The 22,413-nt window shown below is 50.7% G+C and carries 21 protein-coding genes; 16 read left to right on the top strand and 5 right to left on the bottom strand.

All coding sequences use genetic code 11. The features are described from left to right. Positions 1-31 precede the first annotated feature (31 nt). On the bottom strand, positions 32-2,602 hold the full coding sequence (locus tag RGQ30_RS15715) for a sigma-70 family RNA polymerase sigma factor (protein ID WP_130557324.1): 2,571 nt from the start codon (positions 2,600-2,602) through the stop codon (positions 32-34). 670 nt (positions 2,603-3,272) lie between these two features. Continuing rightward, complete coding sequence (locus RGQ30_RS15710) at positions 3,273-6,692, bottom strand: TM0106 family RecB-like putative nuclease (protein ID WP_130557325.1); 3,420 nt, start codon at positions 6,690-6,692, stop codon at positions 3,273-3,275. Between the two features lie 269 nt (positions 6,693-6,961). On the opposite strand from RGQ30_RS15710, the gene RGQ30_RS15705 reads away from it, so the two are divergent. From RGQ30_RS15705 to RGQ30_RS15695, 3 genes are all read left to right on the top strand, one after another. Beyond that, positions 6,962-8,365 carry a DUF2130 domain-containing protein gene (locus RGQ30_RS15705; protein ID WP_130557326.1) on the top strand — a complete coding sequence of 468 codons (1,404 nt, stop codon included), beginning with the start codon at positions 6,962-6,964 and terminating at the stop codon, positions 8,363-8,365. Between the two features lie 87 nt (positions 8,366-8,452). Continuing rightward, positions 8,453-9,223 carry a Fic family protein gene (locus RGQ30_RS15700; RefSeq protein ID WP_338284571.1) on the top strand — a complete coding sequence of 257 codons (771 nt, stop codon included), beginning with the start codon at positions 8,453-8,455 and terminating at the stop codon, positions 9,221-9,223. A 12-nt stretch (positions 9,224-9,235) separates the two neighbouring features. Further along, positions 9,236-9,502 (top strand): DUF977 family protein, encoded by a 267-nt coding sequence (locus tag RGQ30_RS15695; RefSeq protein ID WP_338284570.1) that lies wholly within the window; start codon positions 9,236-9,238, stop codon positions 9,500-9,502. 329 nt (positions 9,503-9,831) lie between these two features. Here RGQ30_RS15695 and RGQ30_RS15690 read toward each other — a convergent pair whose 3' ends face one another. Next, on the bottom strand, positions 9,832-10,254 hold the full coding sequence (locus tag RGQ30_RS15690) for a DUF2778 domain-containing protein (RefSeq protein WP_338284569.1): 423 nt from the start codon (positions 10,252-10,254) through the stop codon (positions 9,832-9,834). A gap of 275 nt (positions 10,255-10,529) precedes the next feature. Here RGQ30_RS15690 and RGQ30_RS15685 point away from each other — a divergent pair, with 275 nt between their 5' ends. The 9 genes from RGQ30_RS15685 (at position 10,530) to RGQ30_RS15645 (ending at position 17,946) form a co-directional block, all read left to right on the top strand. Next, positions 10,530-10,937: an NINE protein gene (locus RGQ30_RS15685; protein ID WP_130557327.1), complete on the top strand. Its 408-nt coding sequence runs from the start codon at positions 10,530-10,532 to the stop codon at positions 10,935-10,937. A gap of 97 nt (positions 10,938-11,034) precedes the next feature. Continuing rightward, complete coding sequence (locus RGQ30_RS15680) at positions 11,035-12,000, top strand: helix-turn-helix transcriptional regulator (RefSeq protein WP_130557328.1); 966 nt, start codon at positions 11,035-11,037, stop codon at positions 11,998-12,000. 18 nt (positions 12,001-12,018) lie between these two features. Beyond that, entirely contained in the window at positions 12,019-13,677 is a 1,659-nt protein-coding gene (locus RGQ30_RS15675; RefSeq protein WP_130557329.1) for an ATP-binding domain-containing protein, read from the top strand. A 132-nt stretch (positions 13,678-13,809) separates the two neighbouring features. Then, on the top strand, positions 13,810-14,226 hold the full coding sequence (locus RGQ30_RS15670; RefSeq protein WP_130557330.1) for a putative periplasmic lipoprotein: 417 nt from the start codon (positions 13,810-13,812) through the stop codon (positions 14,224-14,226). A gap of 525 nt (positions 14,227-14,751) precedes the next feature. After that, entirely contained in the window at positions 14,752-15,198 is a 447-nt protein-coding gene (locus tag RGQ30_RS15665) for a hypothetical protein (RefSeq protein ID WP_130557331.1), read from the top strand. A 278-nt stretch (positions 15,199-15,476) separates the two neighbouring features. Further along, entirely contained in the window at positions 15,477-15,884 is a 408-nt protein-coding gene (locus tag RGQ30_RS15660) for an SRPBCC family protein (RefSeq protein WP_130557332.1), read from the top strand. Positions 15,885-15,927: 43 nt separating this feature from the next. After that, positions 15,928-16,836, top strand: a complete 909-nt coding sequence (locus RGQ30_RS15655) for an alpha/beta hydrolase (RefSeq protein WP_130557333.1) — start codon at positions 15,928-15,930, stop codon at positions 16,834-16,836. Positions 16,837-16,839: 3 nt separating this feature from the next. Continuing rightward, positions 16,840-17,649 (top strand): DNA alkylation repair protein, encoded by an 810-nt coding sequence (locus RGQ30_RS15650; RefSeq protein WP_130557334.1) that lies wholly within the window; start codon positions 16,840-16,842, stop codon positions 17,647-17,649. Between the two features lie 75 nt (positions 17,650-17,724). After that, positions 17,725-17,946: a VF530 family protein gene (locus tag RGQ30_RS15645; RefSeq protein WP_130557335.1), complete on the top strand. Its 222-nt coding sequence runs from the start codon at positions 17,725-17,727 to the stop codon at positions 17,944-17,946. A 32-nt stretch (positions 17,947-17,978) separates the two neighbouring features. Here the strand turns inward: RGQ30_RS15645 and RGQ30_RS15640 are convergent, their stop codons facing one another. Continuing rightward, positions 17,979-19,100, bottom strand: a complete 1,122-nt coding sequence (locus RGQ30_RS15640) for a Fic family protein (RefSeq protein ID WP_130557336.1) — start codon at positions 19,098-19,100, stop codon at positions 17,979-17,981. A gap of 83 nt (positions 19,101-19,183) precedes the next feature. Next, a complete protein-coding gene (locus RGQ30_RS15635; RefSeq protein ID WP_130557337.1) occupies positions 19,184-19,675 on the bottom strand; it encodes an acyl-CoA thioesterase in 492 nt (163 codons plus the stop codon). A 144-nt stretch (positions 19,676-19,819) separates the two neighbouring features. Here RGQ30_RS15635 and RGQ30_RS15630 point away from each other — a divergent pair, with 144 nt between their 5' ends. The 4 genes from RGQ30_RS15630 (at position 19,820) to RGQ30_RS15615 (ending at position 22,324) form a co-directional block, all read left to right on the top strand. After that, positions 19,820-20,164: a hypothetical protein gene (locus tag RGQ30_RS15630; protein WP_130557338.1), complete on the top strand. Its 345-nt coding sequence runs from the start codon at positions 19,820-19,822 to the stop codon at positions 20,162-20,164. Between the two features lie 109 nt (positions 20,165-20,273). Continuing rightward, complete coding sequence (locus RGQ30_RS15625; protein WP_130557339.1) at positions 20,274-20,546, top strand: hypothetical protein; 273 nt, start codon at positions 20,274-20,276, stop codon at positions 20,544-20,546. A 15-nt stretch (positions 20,547-20,561) separates the two neighbouring features. Then, positions 20,562-20,960 (top strand): GFA family protein, encoded by a 399-nt coding sequence (locus RGQ30_RS15620; protein WP_130557340.1) that lies wholly within the window; start codon positions 20,562-20,564, stop codon positions 20,958-20,960. A 176-nt stretch (positions 20,961-21,136) separates the two neighbouring features. Continuing rightward, entirely contained in the window at positions 21,137-22,324 is a 1,188-nt protein-coding gene (locus RGQ30_RS15615) for a hypothetical protein (RefSeq protein ID WP_130557341.1), read from the top strand. Positions 22,325-22,413: the final 89 nt, after the last annotated feature.

Here is a 22,413-nt window from a genome sequence, read left to right as displayed (position 1 = left end):
GCCTTCGGGGGGGCGTATCTGATTTTCATCGTCATATCTCGAAAATGTCGTTTCTATTTCTTTGGAAACCCGAGTCGAGAAGCTTGCGACCAAATGCTCTTATCTTTGGAGTAGATACATAAGGCACAAGGATGGAAAGTCTCCCTCCATCCTTTCGTCGATCGTCTACTTTCAAACCGAGCTTTAACGCTTGTTCGACAAGATCCGACTTAGGGATTGCAATGTGAGGCGACTCAGGTTGCTCAAAATTATTTGAAGTTTCTGTTTCAGTCTCTACAGACTCTCGCTCACTAATCGGATTCAGGTCTGACTTGGTCTCAGTGTTTGATTGTTTATCCGTTAATGATGGCTCCCTGTTCTCTTTCGGTGCGAATTCATCGCCCATGAAGGGCCAAAGGATCCCCCGTTTGATCCTATGTGAAAGTTTACGCATCGCTTTAGATTCAATTTGCCTGATTCGCTCCCGTGTCACTGAGTAGTGCTGCCCAACCTCCTCCAGAGTCATGGCTTCGTCTCTCATCAGGCCAAAGCGCAGAAGGAGTACCTCCCTGCTTCGCTCATCCAATTCATCGAGTAGGCTCAACAGGGTGGATCTTAATGAAGAAAGCTCGGCAGCCTCTGCTGGGTTGGGAGTTAACAAGTCCGTCAACCCCTCAATTCTTGAGAAACCTGTTGCTGGGTCCACCTCGTCCAGTGATTCCACTTCATCGAAAACTGATAGGATCAGGCGTGTTTTTGAAATAGACATTCCGATACGTCGCGAAGTTTCATACTCCGATTCGGGACGACCCAAACCTGCTTCCACTGCGGATCTCTCGCGTAACAGTGTTCGAGATGTTTCCTGAATGTGGACAGGCGCTCTGACCACCCTGCCGTTGTCGGCAATGCTCCGGGTGATTTTTTGCCTGATCCACCAAGTTGCGTAGGTTGAGAATCGGAAACCCTTGCGCCAGTCGTAGCGGTCTACAGCCTTCATGAGACCTACATTCGCCTCTTGGACCAAATCATCAAAGGGCATTTCTGACCAGAGATACTTTTTCGCGATGGACAAAGCAAGTCGAAGGTTGGCAAGTATCATGCGATCTCTGGCTTTTGCCTGACGATTGAGAGCCGAAATAAACTGTTGTGAGATTCCTGAAGTGTTTGCTTTTTCTTGTAATTCTGTAAGAAAAGCTCGGGTAAGGCATAGTTTCACCAAGGACTCAGTGACCTTGCTGGTATCACTTTTCATCCTCTCAATATCCGCAACTGTGTTCACGAAAAACAAGGCTTCTTCATTCATACCCGTGTTTTCATCCTCTTCGTCGACGTCGTCGATGATCGGTATCAAAGGAGACTCGACTTCGGAAGACGACTCATGCCCACTGCAAAAATATCCTGCGTCTGCTTCCCTTCTGGCCACGCGGGTTGCTGCGTCGAAAATCACTGATAAACCGACGGGCCATTGAGCAAGGGCAGACATAGCCTCTCGACCAGCCTCCTCCATCTCCCTAGCCAATCTGATCTCATCTTCTGCACCAAGAAGGTCTTCACGTATTTCTTTCAAATAAAAGCGGAAAGGATCATTCCGACCGGAAGCAAGCTCCTCAAAAAATTGAGTCGCTTCCAACAGGATGTGCTCCTCTGCAGTAGTGGGTTCAATCTGATAAGGACCGCTTAAACCGATCCAATCCACGACTGTCGCTCCTAACTCTCCGGCAACAAATGTCAGAAGCCTCTCAGCTTCTTTATTCCGACTGCCATCTGAGTTCAATCCAGCATCAATAATGGCCTCTTCGGAAACACATCCTTCGTGTAGTGCGAACAGCAACAGATTTCTGAAAGAATCATTACTCTGATCAAGGGAAAGGGGAGTCGATCTTGATGGTAGGAAGAGATCTATATCATCCCAGTTTTCGTCTCGATTTATAGCGTTATGTCGACCAATACTCTCATGAACCTGTCGGGAGCCTCTGACAACCGTCTCATCTCCTTCAGGAACCGAAACTTCTTTCTCTGCTTCCCAATCATCACTGAAAATGTCTTGGAGTGGTTCGTCGTCGAACAGGAGAACTTCGTTTGCGGCGCAAGTGCTCGAAGGGGGGGCTGGCGTTTTACAAGACGAATCCGAGTTTAAGGCGGATGGCTCTATCAAAGGATTTACCAATCCAGCAATATTTTCTTCAACTCCAGAGTCAGTTGAAGAAGGAGTTAAAGTTGGGACTTGCAGGTCAGCTATTTCGCTACGAAAAGCCACCATTTTTTCATTCGCAACAAGGTATGGGGTATCAGGTTGGTTCGTCACAACAGCCGGATACAAAAGCTGCGAATCTGTTATGACACTTACCCCAGTGGCCCTGAGAAGTTCAATTGTTTCTTTACACCCATGCCTCATGGCGTGAGCCATTGCGTCCATTCCGTCTTGATCTTCAAGTTTCGGATTTGCTCCAGCGTTCAGCAAAAGGCGAATAGCCCCTGCACGGCCCCTAGCGGCGGCAAGAATCAACGGAGTAGCTCCCGTTCCATCTCTGGCATTTGGATCATCACCTCTAAGAATATGAAGCTTTATCGCGGCCTCAACCCCAGAGATAATTGATAGTTTAAAAAGAGGGTTAAGCTTCATCACAAATGAATATGAGAACCAAAGTCGCTAGAAACTTGAGGCCTAGAACGGGAAATTAAAAAAATGAGCGTATCAAATCGAAATTCTTTTCGATAACCTAAAAGGAACTGCAACGACCAACATAAGGGGGCTATGGTCAATAAAGGTTCATTACCGCCCAAAAAGTTACGAAAAATCTGGATGAGATGCCCGCTAAATTTTATTTTCAAAAGCATCTCCCTAAAAATAACAATTTTATTGTTTATTGAACAGTCTTCTGAGTACTTGTCATCGTGCTGGTTTCATGGATCTTTTACATTGACCAGATAAGCCCGTATTCAGTGCAATTCAAAAGACGGTCCAAAAAAGACAGGATTTCACCGTATTAAACGTGGACTCGACGCTGTAATAATTGATCATGTCATTTGGGGGCTAGTTGTGAACTGACCTCGATAGATCCAACCTAGTGGCTCTTCTCTTTCCATAAATGACAGGCGGTGTAGTCAGCGGTTAACTTAAGTCACACAAAAGCTTAAGGTGCAATCTGCATAGTTTTACCCAGAGTACCTAATTTTCTAAATAAATTATTGAAGTGCTGAATGCAGAATTAAGGTTTTATTCACCGTGTTCCTCCAAAGAAATTAGCGGAGGGCTAGGCTAAATCAATAGAAATAAAATTCATTTATCGAGCCTACTGACTTACCAACCCAATAAAAGTATTGATCAACCCCAAAGTCTCCGGCTTCTCGCTCCGCACATCGGCCAACCCAGGGCTCATCACCACAACGGCCAGGCTTTTTGCCCTGCTAACAGCCACGTTCAGCCTGTTCCTGCTGAACAGAAATTCCAAGTGCCTTGGCATGTGTTGTTCATTCGAGGTCACCATGGAGACCAGCACCACCTGTGCTTCTTGGCCTTGAAACTTGTCTACTGTACCAACTCGCGCTCCTTCAGGAAGCACTCGTTTTAGTAGGTTGACTTGCGCGTTGTAAGGTGCGACCACCAGAATTTCATCTGCATTTATGGGCAGCACTTCACCTTTTGGCCCAATAAAACTTTGCTTCATTAGCTCTACATAAAGCCTGTTGATGGCTTCAGCTTCTTCAATACTTTTTTGCGAATTGCCATCGTGTATCACTGGGTAGCAATAAACTCCAGTGGCCGAAAATTGGTCAGCCAGTGGTCCGGCTAAAACCAGGCCTTGGTTCTCGGTTTGCTGGGCATGCCGCAAGCGGCCTTCATAGAAGGTGGTGGATATGTAATTGCACACGCTTGGGTGCATGCGATAGCTTTGATCAAGAAACACACCGGTGTCTGGAGGTATGGTGGCCTTATGGCCCAGCAGGTATTCAAGCGTAGACAATCCGCTTTCGCCGGGGTGGTCGCCTTGAATGGGTTGCCCTAGTTGCATTTGGTCACCAAGCAGCACAATGTTGTCGGCGCACTGGCCCATGGCCACGGTGTTGGCGGTGGCCACCTGGCCAGCTTCGTCAATGAACAGGTAGTCGAAGCATCCGGTTAGCTGCCAACTGGAAAACAGCCAGGCGGTGCCTGCAAGCAGGTCGGGGGCCTCTTCCGGAGCGAGCGCCTCGTCTTCAAAAAGATCTTTTTTCTTGAGGTTGCTGATACCAAAGCCGTAGGCTTCTTGATCATCGGTGCTACATACTTTGACGCCGTAGAAGCTTTGCCCCATGCGTTCCAGAACCTGCGCTGTTTTTTCAACCAGGTTGTTGATGGCCTTGTGGCTGTTGGAGCTGATGGCCACTTTCTTGCCGCTTCGAATCAGTTCCGCAATCACGTGGCTGCCGGTATAGGTTTTGCCGGTGCCGGGTGGGCCTTGCACAAACAGGCAGCTGTGGTCCATGTTGCGGATCAGCTCGGTGGTTTGCTGCAAGGTAGTTTGCCCGCATTCCTGTTCAGGTTGAACCAGAACCTCGCCCACTTTCTTGTGGGCGAATCGGGGTGGCTGGCGAAGCAGGAATTGTCGAACGGCTGACTTTTCTGATGCGTCGTCTATTTCCTTTTCAACAAACCGCCACACCGCATCTGCAATTGTTGTTGTATCAAATGGAGCCCCCACCGAAATGTGCATGGTTCGACCAGGCTCTGAATATTTCAACGGCAATGATGTGCAGGCCAGCACCAGTTCGCAATTTTCTTCATCAATGCTTAGTATTTTTCCGCTGGGCATTGCTTCAGAATCAAGTACCTTGATTTGATCGCCTGCCTTGCACTTGAATTCCTGCTCGGGAAATTTCCACTTGCTTTGGCGTGGCATCTTCCCGCCCACCAGTTTGTCTGCAAACTGCAGGTTGGCAATCACTTCCATGTCGTCGAGCAGTTCTTCCGGCTCGGCTTCAATGCGTTCGAAAATGGCCCACCACGCAGGCTTTGCCGCACGCTTGTGGAAATCGATCAGTTGGCAAAGCAGTTGCCTGTATTGCTCAGGCAGTTGGCCGGTGTGCTTGCTGTTTGCCAGGCGATTTGGCAGCTCAGCCAGGTAGGCTTCATGCGCGGCTTGGTTGGCCGCACGTTGCTCAGCCATTTCAATTTGCTTGTCGGTCAGCGGCTTGCCAGGCAATTCCCTGTTTTTATCAAACCACGCAGCATGCGCTGGGCGTTGTTTCAGCAGCCATTCGCGCAGTTCCCAGGTTGATTTGCAGTCGTCGAGGTTATAGTCGTAAATGTCTTGAAGCAGTTGCGGGTCTTGTTCTTGCCGCCAGCGTTCATACACTACGATTGAGTCGGCCGCGTTGGTTACTTCCACGGTACGCGCGGTGCCATAAAACTTTTCGACCTGCTTGATTGAATAGCTGGGTTTGGAAATCCGCAAGCCCTCGCGAACCACTTTGTACAGGTCGACCAGCTTGTGGTGGCGTAGCAGATTGTCGACAGAATCTTCATGCAGGCCGTGCACGCTCATCAGCCGCTTCAGGGCTGTTTTTTCATAATGGGCGTAGTGGTAAATGTGGGCCTGTGGGTAACGCGTTAGGCGTTCATTCAAAAAGTTCATGAAGTCTGAAAATGCCTGGCCCTCTTCAGTACGTGTGTGGGCCCAGAAGGCCTTGAATTCTGCCTTGCCATTCTCGAAGAAGTAAACACCAAACAGGTATTCCAGGCCTTCGGGATACATGGGATCGCCTTCCATGTCGAAGAACAGGTCGCCTTCATTGGGCGGGGGCAGGCGCTCGAACCCTTTACCTTCTTCCACATTGCCAAGGCACTTGACCACGGCCTCGCCAGTTTCTTTTTCATGAACCTGCAGGGCGGCTTGTTCGGCAAGGCGAAGCAGGGTGGGCTCCTGAATGCCTTTTACCTTGGCTGTTTCACCCAGTCGTGAAAGCCCTTTCATGGTTGTTACACCGATAGAAGCCAGTTTCACGATTTGCGTTTTCGTGATGTTGGCCACCTGGCTTAAATGGTCGTCTTCCAGCCTTTGCTGGTCGCAACGTTCACGCCAGTGGCACATGCTGCAAAAGTTGCAGGGGTCGGGGTAGGTGACAGGTTGCAACGTGTGCTGGCTCAGGCTAGCTTCGAAATCAGCCATGAGTTTGCGGTAATAGGCAAAGTAGTCGTTCACGCGGTAGGTGCTGCGTTGGCCATTGCCCAGCTCCACGTGAATGTGTTCTGGCAGTTGCCCAGTGATGTCGGCCAGCAGGTCGCTGTAGAAACACAACTGCACCAGAAATTTTGTCTTGGTGTGGTGGGAAAGCTTGGTGTCCACCACGTCATACACCCACTGCCCGCTTGGGCTTTTGTGGGGCGTGCGCATGAGAAAGTCGGCATGCCCAATGTAAGCACCACGGCGAAGTGTGGCCTGAAACACCACATCTGCGCCTTCCTCAATGGCTTGGGTGGTTTGGCGAACTTGTTCGTCAAGCTCCTTGGTTTTTATTTCAACTACATGCAAACCCTGATCTTTCAGGGTTTGCAAATGCGCGGCTTCATGTTCCAGACCCTTGTCCATGATCAGCCGCATGGAATCCGTTTCATCGGCTTTTTCCATGGGCGCATCAAGGTGGCAACGGTCAAGCCAGGTGCGGTGCTTGCACTCTGCGAAATACGTCAGGTCTGATGCGGAAAACAGAATTTCCTGATCTCGTTTTTGCACTGTTTTACATTTGAAGGGTTGATTAAATAACAGGCCAAATAACCGGCGCAATGGACAAACTCCAAGCCGGCTATATTCATCATTTAACAGGACCTGTAGCTCAACAGATGAGCCTTACTGAACTATTACAAGCAAGGTGTATTTATAAGCGTAGTGTTAATAAAGGGGAAACCCTTGTTTGCGGGGGGTATTTGCGCTGCCTATCAAGAATGATTAACTTCCCAGGGTTTGAATCATTACAATCATGAAAATCCAAAGGAGAAACCGCCGTGCACGAAATCAAATGCCCCCATTGTTCAAAGGCTTTCAAGATTGATGAAGCGGGCTATGCCGACATTGCCAAGCAAGTGCGTGACACGGAATTCGAAAGCCAGCTGCACGAGCGGCTTGAGCTGGCCGAGAGAGAAAAACAAAATGCCGTAGACCTTGCCAAAACCAAGCTGGCCGGTGAGTTTCAGCGAACCGCCGCGGTGAAAGACACGGAAATTCAAGACCTGAAGGCCAAGCTGAACGAAGGGGAAATGGCACGCAAGATTGCCGTGACCGAGGCATTAAGTACGGTGGAGAAAGAACGCGATGCCCTTCAAAACCAGCTTGCCCAAGCGCAGCAGGAAAAGGAAAACCTGGCGAAATTGGCCCAGGCTAACCTGTTGAATGAATTGCAAAAGGCGGCTGCCGCCAAGGATTCCGAAATTCAAGCGTTGAAATCCAGGCTTGATTCCATGGCTGTTGCACAGCAACTGGCCATTACCCAGGCGGTGGGCACTGTTGAAAAAGAGCGGGATAAACTGAAAAACGGTCTTGAGAAAGTGGTGCTGGAAAAACAGCTTTCAGAGCAGTCGCTGAAAGACCGTTACGAAACGCAGATCAAGGATCGCGACGAGGCCATTGAACGATTGCGCGACATGAAGGCCCGCCTGTCCACCAAGATGGTCGGCGAAACCCTGGAACAGCATTGCGAGATTGAATTCAACCGCATTCGCGCCACGGCGTTTCCAAGGGCTTACTTCGAGAAAGACAACGATGCCCGCACCGGCAGCAAGGGCGACTTCATTTTCCGCGACATAGATGATTCGGGTACAGAAATTGTGTCCATCATGTTCGAGATGAAAAACGAAAGTGACCGCACGGCGACGAAGAGCAAGAACGAGGATTTTCTGAAAGAGCTGGACAAGGACCGAACCGAGAAGGGTTGCGAATATGCGGTGCTGGTTTCCATGCTTGAGCCTGACAACGAGTTGTACAACACCGGCATTGTGGACATGTTCCACCGCTACCCGAAGATGTACGTGGTGCGCCCACAGTTTTTCATTCCCATGATTACGCTGCTGCGCAATGCGTCGATGAACACGGTGAAGTACAAGGCAGAACTTGCGCTGGTGAAATCGCAGAACATCGATATCACCAACTTTGAAAATGACTTGGATACATTCAAAACTGCGTTTTCAAAAAACTACGAGTTGGCATCCAAGAAATTTCAAACCGCGATTGATGAAATTGACAAGTCGATCGACCACCTGCAAAAAACCAAGGACGCCTTGCTGGGTACGGACAGAAACCTTCGCTTGGCCAACGACAAGGCGCAGGATGTCACCATCAAGAAACTGGTTCGCGGCAACCCCACAATGGCTGGCAAGTTTGAGGCGTTGAAAAAGGCAGATACGGAGAATTAAAACCAGCCGCCGCTTGAATGGGTCAAATCGGGTCTCTTTTTGGGTAATGGTTTGTAAAATGGGTCAGAATGGCTCTATTGTTGGCTTATGCTGCGAATTGATACCCTACAAATCACGCCTGAAATTTTGGCGCTGATCGCCAGAATCGACGAGTTCAAAGGCGCTTGGCGCGCCTTGGGCACCCTTGCGCCTGAGCGTTTGTCGGCTTTGCGTCGTGTGGCCACCATCGAGAGCATCGGCTCCTCGACACGGATCGAGGGCAGCAAGCTGACCGACCGCGAGGTTGAGCAACTGCTGGTCAACCTGGAGATCAGGCGTTTTGATACACGCGATGAGCAAGAGGTTGCCGGCTACGCACAGGTGATGGACGTCGTTTTCGGCGCTTGGCAAGACATCCCGTTCACCGAGAACACCATCAAGCAGCTGCACCAAATCCTGCTCCAGCACAGCGACAAGGACGTCTGGCATCGAGGCAAGTACAAGACCAACACCAACAGCGTGGCTGCCTTCAACGAGCATGGTGAGCAGATCGGCATTGTGTTCCAGACGGCATCGCCGTTCGATACGCCTCGGTTGATGACCGAGTTGGTCAGTTGGGTCAATGCGCAGCGCGAGTCCAAACTACTGCACCCGCTGCTCATCACGGCGATCTTCGTGGTGGTGTTTCTGGAGATTCACCCGTTTCAGGATGGAAATGGCCGAATAAGCCGAGCCTTGACGACATTGATGCTCTTGCAGGCTGGCTACACCTATGTGCCGTACAGCTCCATGGAGAGCGTGATTGAACTCAACAAGGAAGCGTACTATCTGGCGCTGCGCCAGACGCAGGGTACAATCCGTACCGAAGCTCCGAATTAGCAGCCATGGCTGGTGTTTTTTCTGAGATCTCTGGCCGAGCAGGTGCGGCGACTGGAGAAGAAGGTCGAGCGCGAGAAACTGGTGCTGGCCAGCCTGCCGGAATTGTCGCTGCAGATTGTGGAAATGGTTAGGGAGCGCGGACGCACCACGATGAGTGAGATTGTTCAAGTCACGGGTGCCAACCGCAATACAATCAAGCACCATCTTCGCAACCTGGTAGAACGCGGCCACCTTGGTCAGCAAGGCAGCGGGCGAGGTGTGTGGTACGAGATGCGCTGATTACACTGAAGCCGCTGCACTTAAGTAATTAGCTGGCTTGGTTTTTCTATTTTGACTGGATTGTTATTTCAGCTAACGCCTGCCCGCCAGGTGTAGAAACATGTACATGAGTAGCAAGCCAATCAAAAAACCGAATGCCAAGCCAACGGCAATTTCCAAATCTGCAATTCGTTCGCAACAGGCCCCATCCGTGTAATTGGCTAACATTTCCCACGCCGATTTTGGCAAATTGATGAACCACAGCGCAGGCGTTCTTATCCAAAGAATCGCGAAAGCAATGCTAAAGAATGTTAGCCATATCACACAGCACAAGTACTTGATTTTCTTATTCACCGAACCACCAGTCTTGCCCATGCAAGAATATCTTTCTCAGGAATTTCCAAAGGTTTACCAGAGCGCAGCATTGTTCGCAAATGCACAAAATCTTGCAGCTTGTCGATCACGATACACCCTTCGCTCAAGCCGCTTGGGCCTTTGGGATGCAACCTGAACTTGCCGCGTTTTACTTGCTCGCACCAAGTTGCATCGTCAATGTTGCTATCAATTGCATACAACGCAAACCAATCGTCGCGGTTGTTGAACAAATCATATAGCCAGCCGAGCCTGCCGCCTGATTGCCGGTCCAGCACAAGATATTCACCTTGCGGAATTGGGCCTTGAGAGCGGACACACGTCGAAAGTCGTTGGTTGATATGTGAACCCATGCCGGAAAATGCTGGAAACTCAATGGCACTGAGCTGCAAACTGCTCATGGGTTTGTTGTTTAATTCAAAGTTGCATAGTCGTATGGCAGAGGCAGATTGCATCAACATTGTTTGTTTCGCTGAAAAACACTTTTGGTAACAAGCCCGTTAATTGAGTTCATTGTGTTTCTCATGTAGGTTTTCTGCCGCCTTACTCCCCAGACAGAAATGCAAATTTGGCGGTGCCCCGCTTGCGCTTTGTCGCCATGCATGATCGGTGATTGCCCGTTCGGTTTCACCGTGTGTGTTACCTTGACTTCTGACTCATCAACATTGAAGAAAAAATGATCAAAGACAACAACACCCACAGCATAGTGATTGGTTACATTCTCTGGATATTGGGTTTTATGGGCGCACACCGTTTTTATTACGGTCGCCCAATTTCAGGGATTATCTGGTTTTTCACCTTGGGTCTGTTTTTTATTGGCTGGCTTGTTGACCTGTTTCTGATTCCCGGCATGGACAAAAGCGCCGACCGGCGATTTTTGAGCGGCCCCATCAATTACAACCTGGCTTGGGTACTGCTCACGTTCCTGGGTGTGTTTGGCGTGCACCGGTTTTATCAGCGCAAGTGGATCACAGGCCTGTTGTACCTGGTGACTTTGGGTTTATTTGGTATCGGAATCATTTACGACTGGTGCACGCTGAACGACCAAATTGATGACTTGCACAGGGACGGCACGCTAATCTGAAAAGCGGTTTGATTGACTTGAAGTTGGTTGTCAGCAAGTCATCAGCTTGTTCGCAGACAATAAGCCAACCACAATAATACAGTTAGCTTGAACCATCATGAATCGCACTGAACGTTTGTACAAAATCGATCGAATGCTTCACGAACGCCGTGTGGTGTCAGTGGATACATTTCTCGAAGAACTGGGTGTTTCCCTGGCCACTTTCAAGCGCGACCTGGAGTACATGCGAGATCGCCTGAATGCCCCAGTGATTTGGGATCGTGATGCAGGCGGGTATCGGTTCGACAAGCAAGGTGTTGGCGACGCTTACGAATTGCCAGGCTTGTGGTTTAGTGCCTCGGAAATTTACGCACTGCTAAGCATGCAGCAATTGCTTTCTTCGCTTGAGCCCGGCCTTCTGACCCCACACATCGAGCCCTTGCTCACCAGGCTGAAAAGCTTGCTTGAGCAGGAAGGCATGTCCGCCGAATTGGTGTTGAAGCGAATTCGAATTCACAAGGTGACCGCCCGTGCTTATGAACCTGAGCACTTTGCGCCAATCGCAAACGCGGTTGTTCAACGCCGCAGAATAGTGATTGATCACAACAACAGGAACAGGGGCGAGGTCATTCGCAGGGAAGTTTCGCCACAGCGGCTGACCCATTACCGCGAGAACTGGTACCTGGATGCCTGGTGCCACCTGCGCGAGGGTATTCGAAGCTTTGCGCTGGATGCCATCAATCGTGTTGAGGTAACTGAAAGTGATGCCCTGGAATTGGCAGAGTCAGAAATTCAGGCCGAGCTGGATTCCGGTTATGGCGCTTTCACCGGCAAGGTTGTCGAACATGCAGAGCTTGAGTTTACGGCACCGCGTGCCCAGTGGGTCAGCAAGGAAACCTGGCACCCCGAACAAAAGGCTGCCTTCGCAGAGAATGGGGCTTATCGACTCACAGTGCCTTTCAGCAACCCGACTGAGCTGATCATGGACATTTTGCGGCACGTACCCCATGTGAAAGTAGTGGCACCTGAATCGCTTCGGCGACGCGTACAACAAGCGTTGCAGCAGGGGCTCGAAAATCTTTGAACCAACGCGAGTGGGCTTATGGCAGAACTGATACCCCATCCTGAACTTGTTGGCCCTGTGCCAGCCAACAAGCGAGAGGAATACAAAACAGCAACCTGGCTTGCAGAAGCGCTGCCACCCACTTACAAGGTTTTCCATTCGGTCCATTGGGCCACCCAGAATTGCGACAAGACTTTTCTGGGGGAAATCGATTTCATTGTGCTTAGTCCCCTTGGCCGTTTGTTGTTGATTGAACAAAAAAACGGTGGCTTACAGGAAGGCAAACAGGGGCTCACCAAGCTTTACAGCACCAAGCCCAAGAGTGTGGTTGTTCAAATGAACCGCAGCCTGGAAAACTTGCTTGCTGCATTTGAAGCGCGAAGCGATGTGCGAAACCATGAGCAACTGGACATTGACATGCTGGTGTACTGTCCAGACTACGTGGTTCAAAACAAAGCAGCTGCTGGTATCCCGGTGAATCGCATTGTTGACCAACACAATTCAATCGTTCTTCCCAATGTGATCCTCGATATTTTCAAGGAACGCCCACCACACAAAGAGGCGTGTCAGGACATCAACCTGATCTCGGATTTTCTGGGCAATCGATTGCGAATTCGCTATGACATCGGGTTTCTCGGGCAACTGGCGAAATCGGCGTACATCGAACAGGGAGCTGGCTTGTCTGAATGGGTCAGCAAGATGCATGGCGTACCCTTTCGATTGTTGATTGATGCAACCGCAGGTTCGGGCAAAACCCAATTGGCCCTGGATGAATTGCGCACGGCTCACCAGAATGGTCTCTCGGCCTTGTATGTGTGCTTTAACCGCAATCTGGCGGTTGACATGAAAACAGCCACAGGTCTTGCCAGTGCATGCACCACCTTCCATGAAATGGCGAGGGTGGTTTACGAATCGAAAGGTTTCCTTTACCAAGCCGGTACTACCGCGTTTCAGGCAAGCGTTGACTATTTTCTGGACCATGCCCACGAACTGGCAGGTAGTTTCGATGTGCTTGTCATTGACGAGGCGCAAGACTTTGAAGCGGCTTGGCTGCAAGCCCTGTTCAAGCTGTGCACACCTGAAGGCCGCCTGATTGCCCTGATGGACAGCAACCAGCGTTTGTATGAACGCGAGCCTTGCGATTTTGAGGGGTGGATTCGCATTGACCACCCAGTAAGTAACCGTTGCCCCCGTGTTGTTACAGACATCATCAATCAACTTGAATTGGTTGAAGAACCGATTGGCAGCCGAAGTGCGGTTGAAGGTCTGGATACTTTGCTGGAGACTTACACAGCGGGTGATGCAACTTCATTGGCCAGTGCTACTTCCGCAGTTGTGGCGCACCTGCTGAAAGAAGGCCACACGGCCGATGAAATTGTCGTACTGACCCTTCGAGGCGCCGAATCCAGCGCGCTGTTGAAGCTTGATGAACTGGCACAACACAGGGTCAAGAAAATTGTTGGGCGAACTGCAGAGGGTGATTTCATTTTTTCTGACGGTGACCTTGTTGTCGACACCGTGTTTCGATTCAAAGGGCGCTCTGCCAATTGCGTTGTGCTTTCTGAAATCGACTTCCATGAGCTGAATGAGAACACCAAGCGACGCTTGTTTGTGGGCATGACCCGCGCGCGTTTGCGCCTGGCCCTGGTGTGCACTACAGAAGCCGCAGAGGTACTGAGTCAAAAAATCAACGAATAAAATTCGGTGGCTGAATTGTAGTGGCTCAACTTAAGTGGCTCAATTCCAGTGGCTCATTCTGTGAGCTTTGCCGGGGTCAACATACGTTCACGTTGCGGGATATTCCACAACGCTTTTCTGCGAGACCCTACAATGAAAACTATTGCACCTGCATTACTCCTTGTGTTGTTGTCCACTGGCTGTGCGTCAATTACCAAGGGCACAAGCCAAACCCTGGTTTTTGAACTGGACCCGCAAGACACCCGTTGCACCCTGAGCCGCGATGGTGATGGAGAAATCGGATCAATCAACGCCCGCAACAACACCTTGACCGTGGGTAAAGACAAAGACGACATCGTGGTGAAATGCCAGGCACCTGGCCACGCGCAAAAAACCACGCGCCTGACCAGTTCCGCTGACGCTGCTGGCGTGGTCGGTGGTGCTTTCATCGATTTGGGTATTACCGATTTAGTGACCGGCGCCATGTGGATGTACCCCAACACAACCACGATTACCCTGGAGAAAGAGGGGGGTTCGGCCAACAGGGCTGAGGCCGCTGCACTCAAGTAATCAAATTCGCCCACGCTGGGCAAGACGGATCGCCAAAGCCTCCTGATTTCGGGAGGTTTTTTTATATCCAGTTTCTTGATTGCCGATCTTGAAACGGTTTGCTGGGTGATTCAAAAATTCAACTAAAGGGTTGAAGTCCTTTTTTTACTGGTGGCCTGATTTACATTCGAAAATATTGATGAACAGAAATCTTGTTGTTCGATATTTTTTGTCGAACTTGGATGCTATTCCAAGTCTAGTTAAATACATAGTGGCAATGCTGCATATCGAAAGGTATGCCAAAATTTCATTGATTTAAGGCAATACATTATCGCTCTCGCGTGATTTTGGAAACGCTTGGACCATTTTCTGACAGTCCGCTGTGGCTATAAAAAATCCTTTGAATTAGATTGCTCTGCACTAATGACAATACGATTGCACGTGAAGTTTAAATAAAATTCAATTTTCAGTTGCCAATGAAAAATGAATAAAATAAAATGTGAACTTATATAATTTTACGTGTAACATTTGTTGAAAGGTAGTCTAATGAACTTCTCAATTAAAGCCCTTGCAATTTCGACTTTAGTATCCATGAGTTTTTCGTCCCACGCTGGTGAATTCTCTTGTTCTTTATATGGCAATGTGGACTGTGCTGAACATATTAAAAAACTTGTTACGGACAAATTTACGTCCAAGTTTCCCAGCACGAAGTTTGAGATTGTTGCAGTATCTGAATTTCAAGTCTATTCAGATGGTGGTGGAGTAGGTTATGCAGTGGTCGGAGTAGTTCCGAAAGTTTCTGAGTCTGACAAATACGGGAATCTCAGCCTTTTTCCTATTCGTCGATTTTCTGCAACAAGACGCATTACAGGACAGGACATAAGCCCCTACCAGAAAACGCAAAATGAAATAGAGGTATTACAAAGTGCAGTTGAAGGGATGATGGAGGCTTGCCACCGCGATAAGGCTTGTAATGTAATGACAATGCGCTAAGCTCAATTGAGATACTTAATGCTGCTGACAAGTTTTATAGGCCGGCATCATTTCGTCCCACTCAAACAGGGGCAGCGCAGACACCATGGCAAGCTAAACTCTCGATCGCCATCATCAAGCCAATGTCAAAACGAATCAGCAAATAAGCAACTGCGTACTTGGTGGATCATTAATGAGTCAAAAGTTCACTCTTGATTGACGACCTGATAGGCGGCGTCGGCAATGTTGGGATTAATGAACATCACTGCTATGGTTGATCTTTTTGAAATGGAGGGTTTATGAAAATTACCGTCGAAGCAAATGTCCACGCCCCAATTGAAAAAGTTTGGCTGGCCTATACAACCCCGAGCGACATCGTTCATTGGAACGCTGCTTCCGACGACTGGCACACCACCCAGGCCAGTGTCGACCTTCGACCGGGTGGTGCTTTCTCTTCCCGCATGGAAGCGAAGGACGGCAGCTTTGGTTTTGACTTCGCGGGGACCTACACCAACGTAGTCCCGAATCGGCTGATTGAATACGCCTTCGGGGATCGACAAACGAAAGTTGAATTCAAGGAAAAGCCCGAAGGAGTTGCTGTGAAGATTGTGTTCGACGCGGAAACAACCCATTCCATCGAACAGCAACAGGAAGGGTGGCAGGCAATTCTCGACAACTTTGTACGTTATGTTGAAGCTCAAAGATGATGCGCATGATTAAATAAACCTACGAATCCCTCCAGAGAAAAACATGAACCAGGCCACCAATTCCTTTGTGCAACCCACCCAGGTCAGCTTCACTTCGGGCGGGCAGCAGTGTCGGGCAGACTTCTATCGCCCGGGTGATTCAGGCCCATTTCCCCTGATTATTCTGGCCCATGGTTTGGGCGGTGTCAGAACGATGCGCCTGGGTGCGTTTGCCGAGCGTTTTTTGGCCGAGGGGTACGCCTGCCTGGTGTTCGATTACCGCCACTTTGGTGACAGCGAGGGCCAACCCCGACAGTTGCTGGACATCAACAAGCAGCTTGAAGATTGGCAGTCGGCACTCAACCATGCCCGCACGTTGGCGGAAATTGACCCGGCGAAAATTGTATTGTGGGGAACATCCTTTGGTGGCGGCCATGTGCTGGCCGCTGCTGCGAAAGACCAGGGCGTGGCAGCCGTCATTTCGCAAGGCCCGTTCACGAATGGCTTGGCGTCAACTTTGGCGGTGGACCCGGTTGTATCCATGAAGGTGACGGCAAAGGCAATCCAGGACCGAGTGGGCGCCTTGTTCGGGGCCGAGCCGGTCATGGTCACGGTGGCCGCCTTGCCGGGTGAAACCGGCCTGATGAGTTCGCAGGATGCCTACACCGGCTTCATGAACCTTCAAAGCGATGGGCAAAAAGCATTGAATTACGTGGCCGCCCGGTTTGCGCTGGACATCATTCGTTATTACCCCGGAAGAAAGGCCAAGGACATCAAGGTGCCTGTGCTTTTCTGCGTGTGCGATAACGACACGGTGGCCCCTGCAGGCCCCACCCTGAAGTACGCCGCGCAGGCGCCCAAGGGGGAGATCAAGCGTTATGCCGATGGCCATTTCGACATCTACATTGGTGATGCGTTTGAGCGGGTGGTTGCCGATCAAATCCGGTTTTTGCGCCAGCACGTGCCGGTTTGACACATGGGTACCCCGTTCAAGCTGCTGCTGAGCCAGGAATCGATCGAGTGCTTGGCGCAGAACATTCTTGATGTTCACAAGGACTTTCCGGCAGCTGCATTTTGCCAACATGCACTGGATGGCTTGGAGCCGCTTGAACTGATGCAACGTGCCCAGCACATTGCCAAATCACTGAAGCATTTTTTACCAGCCACTTACGCGCAGGCCATCGCTATTCTTGTCGACTCAATGACGCCCGCAAAAACCGATGACAACGAAGTTGGGGCGGGTGGCTTTTTCTACTTGCCGCACAGCTTCTTCATTTCCGATTACGGGGTGGACAAGCATTACAACAATGGCGAAGACCCTTTCGATGTGTCCATGCAGGCCATGTACGCCTTAACCACTCGGTTCACATCCGAGTTTGCAATTCGCCCATTCCTGATTCACCACCCCGAACGCACGCTGGCACAAGTGGCCCAGTGGTTGAGCGACCCCAACCCCCATGTCAGGCGGCTGTGTTCCGAAGGCACACGCCCCAAGCTGCCATGGGGAAAGCGCATTCAATCATTCGTGGCCAACCCGCAGCCTACGCTGCACATACTCGAATCCCTGAAAAACGATGAGTCGCTGTATGTGCGCCGCAGTGTGGCCAATCACCTTGGTGACATTGCCAAAGATCATCCGGAGATTGTGTTTTCAACTTGTGAACGTTGGTTGCAGGCCGGGGCATCGAGCAACCTGAAGTGGCTGATTCGCCATGCGGTTCGCCACCCCGCGAAGAAGGGCAATGCAAGGGCATTGGAGATACGGGTCAAGGCCAAGCGGAATTAATTTTTTTGTGCGGTATTGGCACAGCGCCGACGCGCTGCAATATGCTGTCGGCTTTCACGGAGATTTATCAACGCAATGAGCAGCATGCAACAGAACAACCCCCTGCACGGTGTCACGCTGGAAGGCGTGCTCGTGAAATTGGTTGAACATTATGGGTGGGACGAGCTGGCGAAACGGATCAGCATCAATTGCTTCAAGAAAGACCCGTCCGTGAAATCAAGCCTGAAGTTTTTGCGCGCCACCCCTTGGGCGCGCGAGCAGGTGGAGGCGTTATACGTGGCTACCTTTGCGTCGTAAAGTGGTTAAGTTAATGATGGGCCATGCCCGGTTTAGAAATCAAAACCAATCAAGTAACTGGTGCTGCGCCCACTGGCGTCAGACTTTCTCAATACACCACGCTCCAGCAGGTCGGTGATGTCACGCAGCGCCGTGTCTTGTGAGCACTTGGCAATTGCGGCCCACTTGCTGCTGGTGAGTTTGCCCTCAAACCCATCCAGCAATTTGTTGAGCAGTTTGATCTGGCGGTCGTTCAATGGAATACCAGCAAGCTGCTGCCAGAAGCGGGCTTTGGCCAGCACCGTTGCCAATGTTTCCTCGGCCTTTTCAACTGCACGCAACAGGCACGCCAGGAACCACGTCAGCCAGTCGGTAATGTCGAGGCCACCTTTTTGCGTGCTTTCCAGTTGGTCGTAGTAATCCTTCCTCTCGCGTTGAATTTGGGCTGACAGGCTGTAGTACCGCTGTGCCGATTGTTCGGCACGTGCCAGTACCATGTCGCCCACTGCACGTGCAATTCGCCCATTTCCATCCTCGAAGGGATGAATGGTCACGAACCACAAATGCGCCAGGCCTGCCTTGATGACCAAATCATCTTGGTCAGCGCCGTTGAACCAGTTCAAAAACCGTTGCATTTCGCTGTTCAATACGCAGGCAGGCGGGGCCTCATAGTGCACCTGTTGTCGATGGATTGGTCCTGAAACCACTTGCATTGGGCCGCGGGAATCGTCGCGCCACTGCCCCACGCGGATGGGATTCAGGCTGCTGAAACCTGCAGGAAACAACGCGGCATGCCAGCCAAAAAGGCGGTCTTCTGTCAGGGGGGCGTGGTAGCGTTGGGTCGCATCAAGCGTCATGTCCACGACACCTTCAACTTGCCGGTCTGCCGGGGCCAGCGCGCCAATATCAACCCCAAGTTTGCGGGCGATAGACGAGCGCACTGATTCGGGGTTGAGCTTTTCGCCTTCAATTTCACTGGTTTTGAGCACATCGTCGGTCAATGCGCGCAAGGCAGCCTGGTCTTTCAAATCAAGCCCCATGTCATGCATGCGGCCAAGCAGACGACCTTGCGCCCTGTGTACCTGGGCGAGCAGGGGCGCGAGCCGCTGGGGGTTGTAAGACCAGCTTGGCCAGTCATCGTGCTGCCAGATGTAGAATTTATCTCCGCTTTTCATGCGGTGATTGTGCTTGGTTTTCACCGCACAGTCAATTTATTCGCCGCATTTCATGCGGCCTTTAAAGCGTCTATTCACCGCAATCAAGCCACAGCCTTGTATGCTTCAACAAACTGCGGGGGTTGTTTCTTGGGTCTGCCCGTTTTCATGTCGATGCACACCCACTGCGTGTGACCTTGCATCACGGTGACCTGGTCGCTTGCGCGTACAAACTGGTACTGCCGTGTCATGTCGGCTTTGCCATCATTCTGGCTGATCCAGGTGGCAACCCACAGGGTGTCGTCCGCGAAGGTGGGGCGCTTGTATTCCATGTGATGTTGCCGGGCCACGCAGCCGTAACCCAATTCAACAAAGCTTTCAAACGTCAGGCCCAAGTGGCTTGAATGAAGCGCCGCGATAGCCTGCATCCACACCAGATAAATGGTGTTGTTGGTGTGGCCAAATTCGTCCAGGTGTTCCGCTTGAACAATCAGCCGACCAACAAATTGCGGCGTGCTGTTCCATACGCTTGGTGCAGTATCGGCGAGGGCAATGGGGGTCAGATTGACGTCTTTGAAAATATTCGAGTTGTTCATGTTTTCTTTTTTTGATGTAAAGGTCGCAGCATTAAAAGCAATATATTTGGGAGGCTTTTCCAAAGCCGGGTGAATGCGTCTATAGCAACCTATTCAAATACAACGGTAATATAAAGGTTGAAGTGTCAGCGGAAGATTAGCACCGTGTTTACTTTAAGCCCCGAAGAAATCGCTTTACTTGTAGTGCCATTTTTCTTGCTGTTTGTACTCATTGTGAAGCATGCTGTTCGAGAGAGCATAGTGGCGGCATTATTGAAGCTGAAAAATCCATTGGCCACTGAGGTGTCAGACTGGTCTACGTCTGGAGGGTATTACGTTTGGGCGGTCAAGGCAGATTTTATATGGGGCGAAAAGTCAAACCAGCTTCTTCAGGTACCTGACACAGCTTGGGCTGTATCGTTTCTGCGTTTTTTGTTGATTATTCAATATGTTTTGCAGATCACGATGGCGATACTTTTTTACATTGTTTTCTTGAGTCATCGCTTTTAAAAATCCCTTTGCCCACCACAAAACATGCGATGAATTCATGGTGTTAATATGCCTTGTAAAACAGGTATATCCAGAACAGACCCGTTCCGAGACAGACAGGCCAATCAACATGAAAATTACCCCCACACTAATTACTGCAGCAATGGCCGGCGTACTGTCAGGCATTGTGATGCCGATTTTATGGCCCAAGCTGATTGATGAAGGGGGCAGCTTGGTGATCGCATTCCTGATCTTCGTGGCCTTTCCTGCGCATGCGTTTGTGATGGGTTTTGGTCGCCAGCCAACAGGCAAGCCGGGCACTGTGGACATGGACCTGCTGAAGCGGGTTGGTGTCTGGTTGGGCGCTGCAATGCTGGCCATGGTGATTGCGCAGGCGGTTTAAACAAGGGGAACAACAATGAATTACAAAGGTCAATGCATGTGCGGTGAAATCCGCTACCAGCTGACAGGTGAACCCAAGGTGGTCGCCTTGTGCCATTGCAACGACTGCCGTCGCAGTGCAGGTGCGCCGGCGGTGTCGTGGGCCATGTTTGATGAACCTGCGCTCACGGTGACCCAAGGCCAGCCGAAAACCATCAATTCGTTGGGTGCGGCCATGCGCAGTTTTTGCGGCAATTGTGGCAGCGGGCTGTTTTACCGCAACGCGGAAAACCTGCCGGGTATTGTTGACATACAAACTGCCACACTGGACGACCCCAATGCCCTTGTACCCCGCGTGCAAATCCAGGTGGCCGAGCGCCTCGAATGGATGACCCACCTGGACAAGTTGCCGGAATTCGAACGCTTCCCAGGCTGATTTTCCAAGCCCGGCCAACCTTTCTCGGTTTGTCCACAACCCCCCTTGCCTTTGCACACACCACCCTTTGTTTGCGGTCGTGTGCAAAGTTAACTACATTTTTCTCCAGAAAAAGGCGCAGTGTCACCCCTGGGTGGTTCATGCGCTACCTGTCATATTCCTGGAGAAACCACCCCATGCTCATTCAATTGGTGCCGAAGGCACACGAAGTCACCGACACATTTCGTACCCGCCGCTGTCTGATCAAGCGTATTCACAACGGCGCGGTGGAAAGTGAAACCGAAGTTTGGTTCAAGTTCGATCAATCGGTAAACCCGCCAGCGGACGACGATTGCGACTCCTACCTTCTGGCTGTGCTGATGGATGCGATGAAGGAAAACAGGCGCATCGAGATCAAGGGCAGTGTGTCAAAAACCTTGCTGGGTAATCTGGTGGAATACCAGTCGGCCTGGAACAAGTGGCTGCCCGATACTTACCACCACGTGGAAGTGCTGGCAGACCAGGTGAGGGAAGACAAGCCACCGGTTTCTGGTGCTATTTGTGCGTTCTCGGGTGGGGTGGATGCCACGTTTTCCGTGTGGCGGCATGCGAAAAAACTGTGTGGCTACAGGTCGCAGACCATCAATTTGTGCGCCATTGTGCATGGTTTTGACATTCCGCTTGCAGACGATGTGGCCTTTAAAAACGCCACAGCCCGGTCCAGAAACACCTTGAGCGATCTGGGTTTGAACATTATCCCCATTGCCACGAATTACCGGGAAATTTCGCGTGTGAATTGGGAACATGCATTTTCCTGTGCGCTGGTGGCCGCCCTTGGCAACTTCAAGAACCACGCGGGTACTTGCATTGTGGGCAGTAGTGAACCTTACGATTCATTGGTGATTCCCTGGGGTTCATCACCGATTACGGATCATCTTCTGGGTTCGGGCGAGTTCGGGGTAATGCACGATGGTGCAAGCCACAGCCGCACCGAGAAGGTCAGGGAGATCAATCAATGGAACGCGGGCAAGAACAATTTGCGCGTGTGCTGGCAAGGCGATTTAAAAGACCGCAACTGCGGGGTGTGTGAAAAGTGCATTCGGACCAAGCTCAACTTTTTGGCTGTGAACGCACCTGTACCTTTGGCATTTCCTGATTCGGATATTCTGCCTGACCTGAAAAAGGTTCAATTACGCAATGACGCGGTTCGAGCTGAATGGCGGCAGTTGCACCAGATTGCCGTCAAGAACAAAGTGGATGAGCCTTGGGTGTACCAGGTACCGGTGGTGATCAACAGAAAGCCCTTGCTTGAACGGGTGTTGCCGAAAGGCAGTGTTCGTCGAAAACTGGTGAGAAGCGTGGTGGGGAATTTGCGGGGGAACTGACAGGGATTCCTCAAATTCAACAGGCTCGAATGGAGCCTGTTGGATTTGTTTCAACTCAATGCCTTGAAGATGCTTGATCTTGCAAGGCG

Origin of the sequence: Limnobacter thiooxidans (assembly GCF_036323495.1) — a bacterium.
GTDB lineage: Bacteria > Pseudomonadota > Gammaproteobacteria > Burkholderiales > Burkholderiaceae_B > Limnobacter > Limnobacter thiooxidans.
The sequence above is the reverse complement of the archived record's forward strand: the minus strand, read 5'-3'. Positions and strand labels throughout refer to the sequence as shown.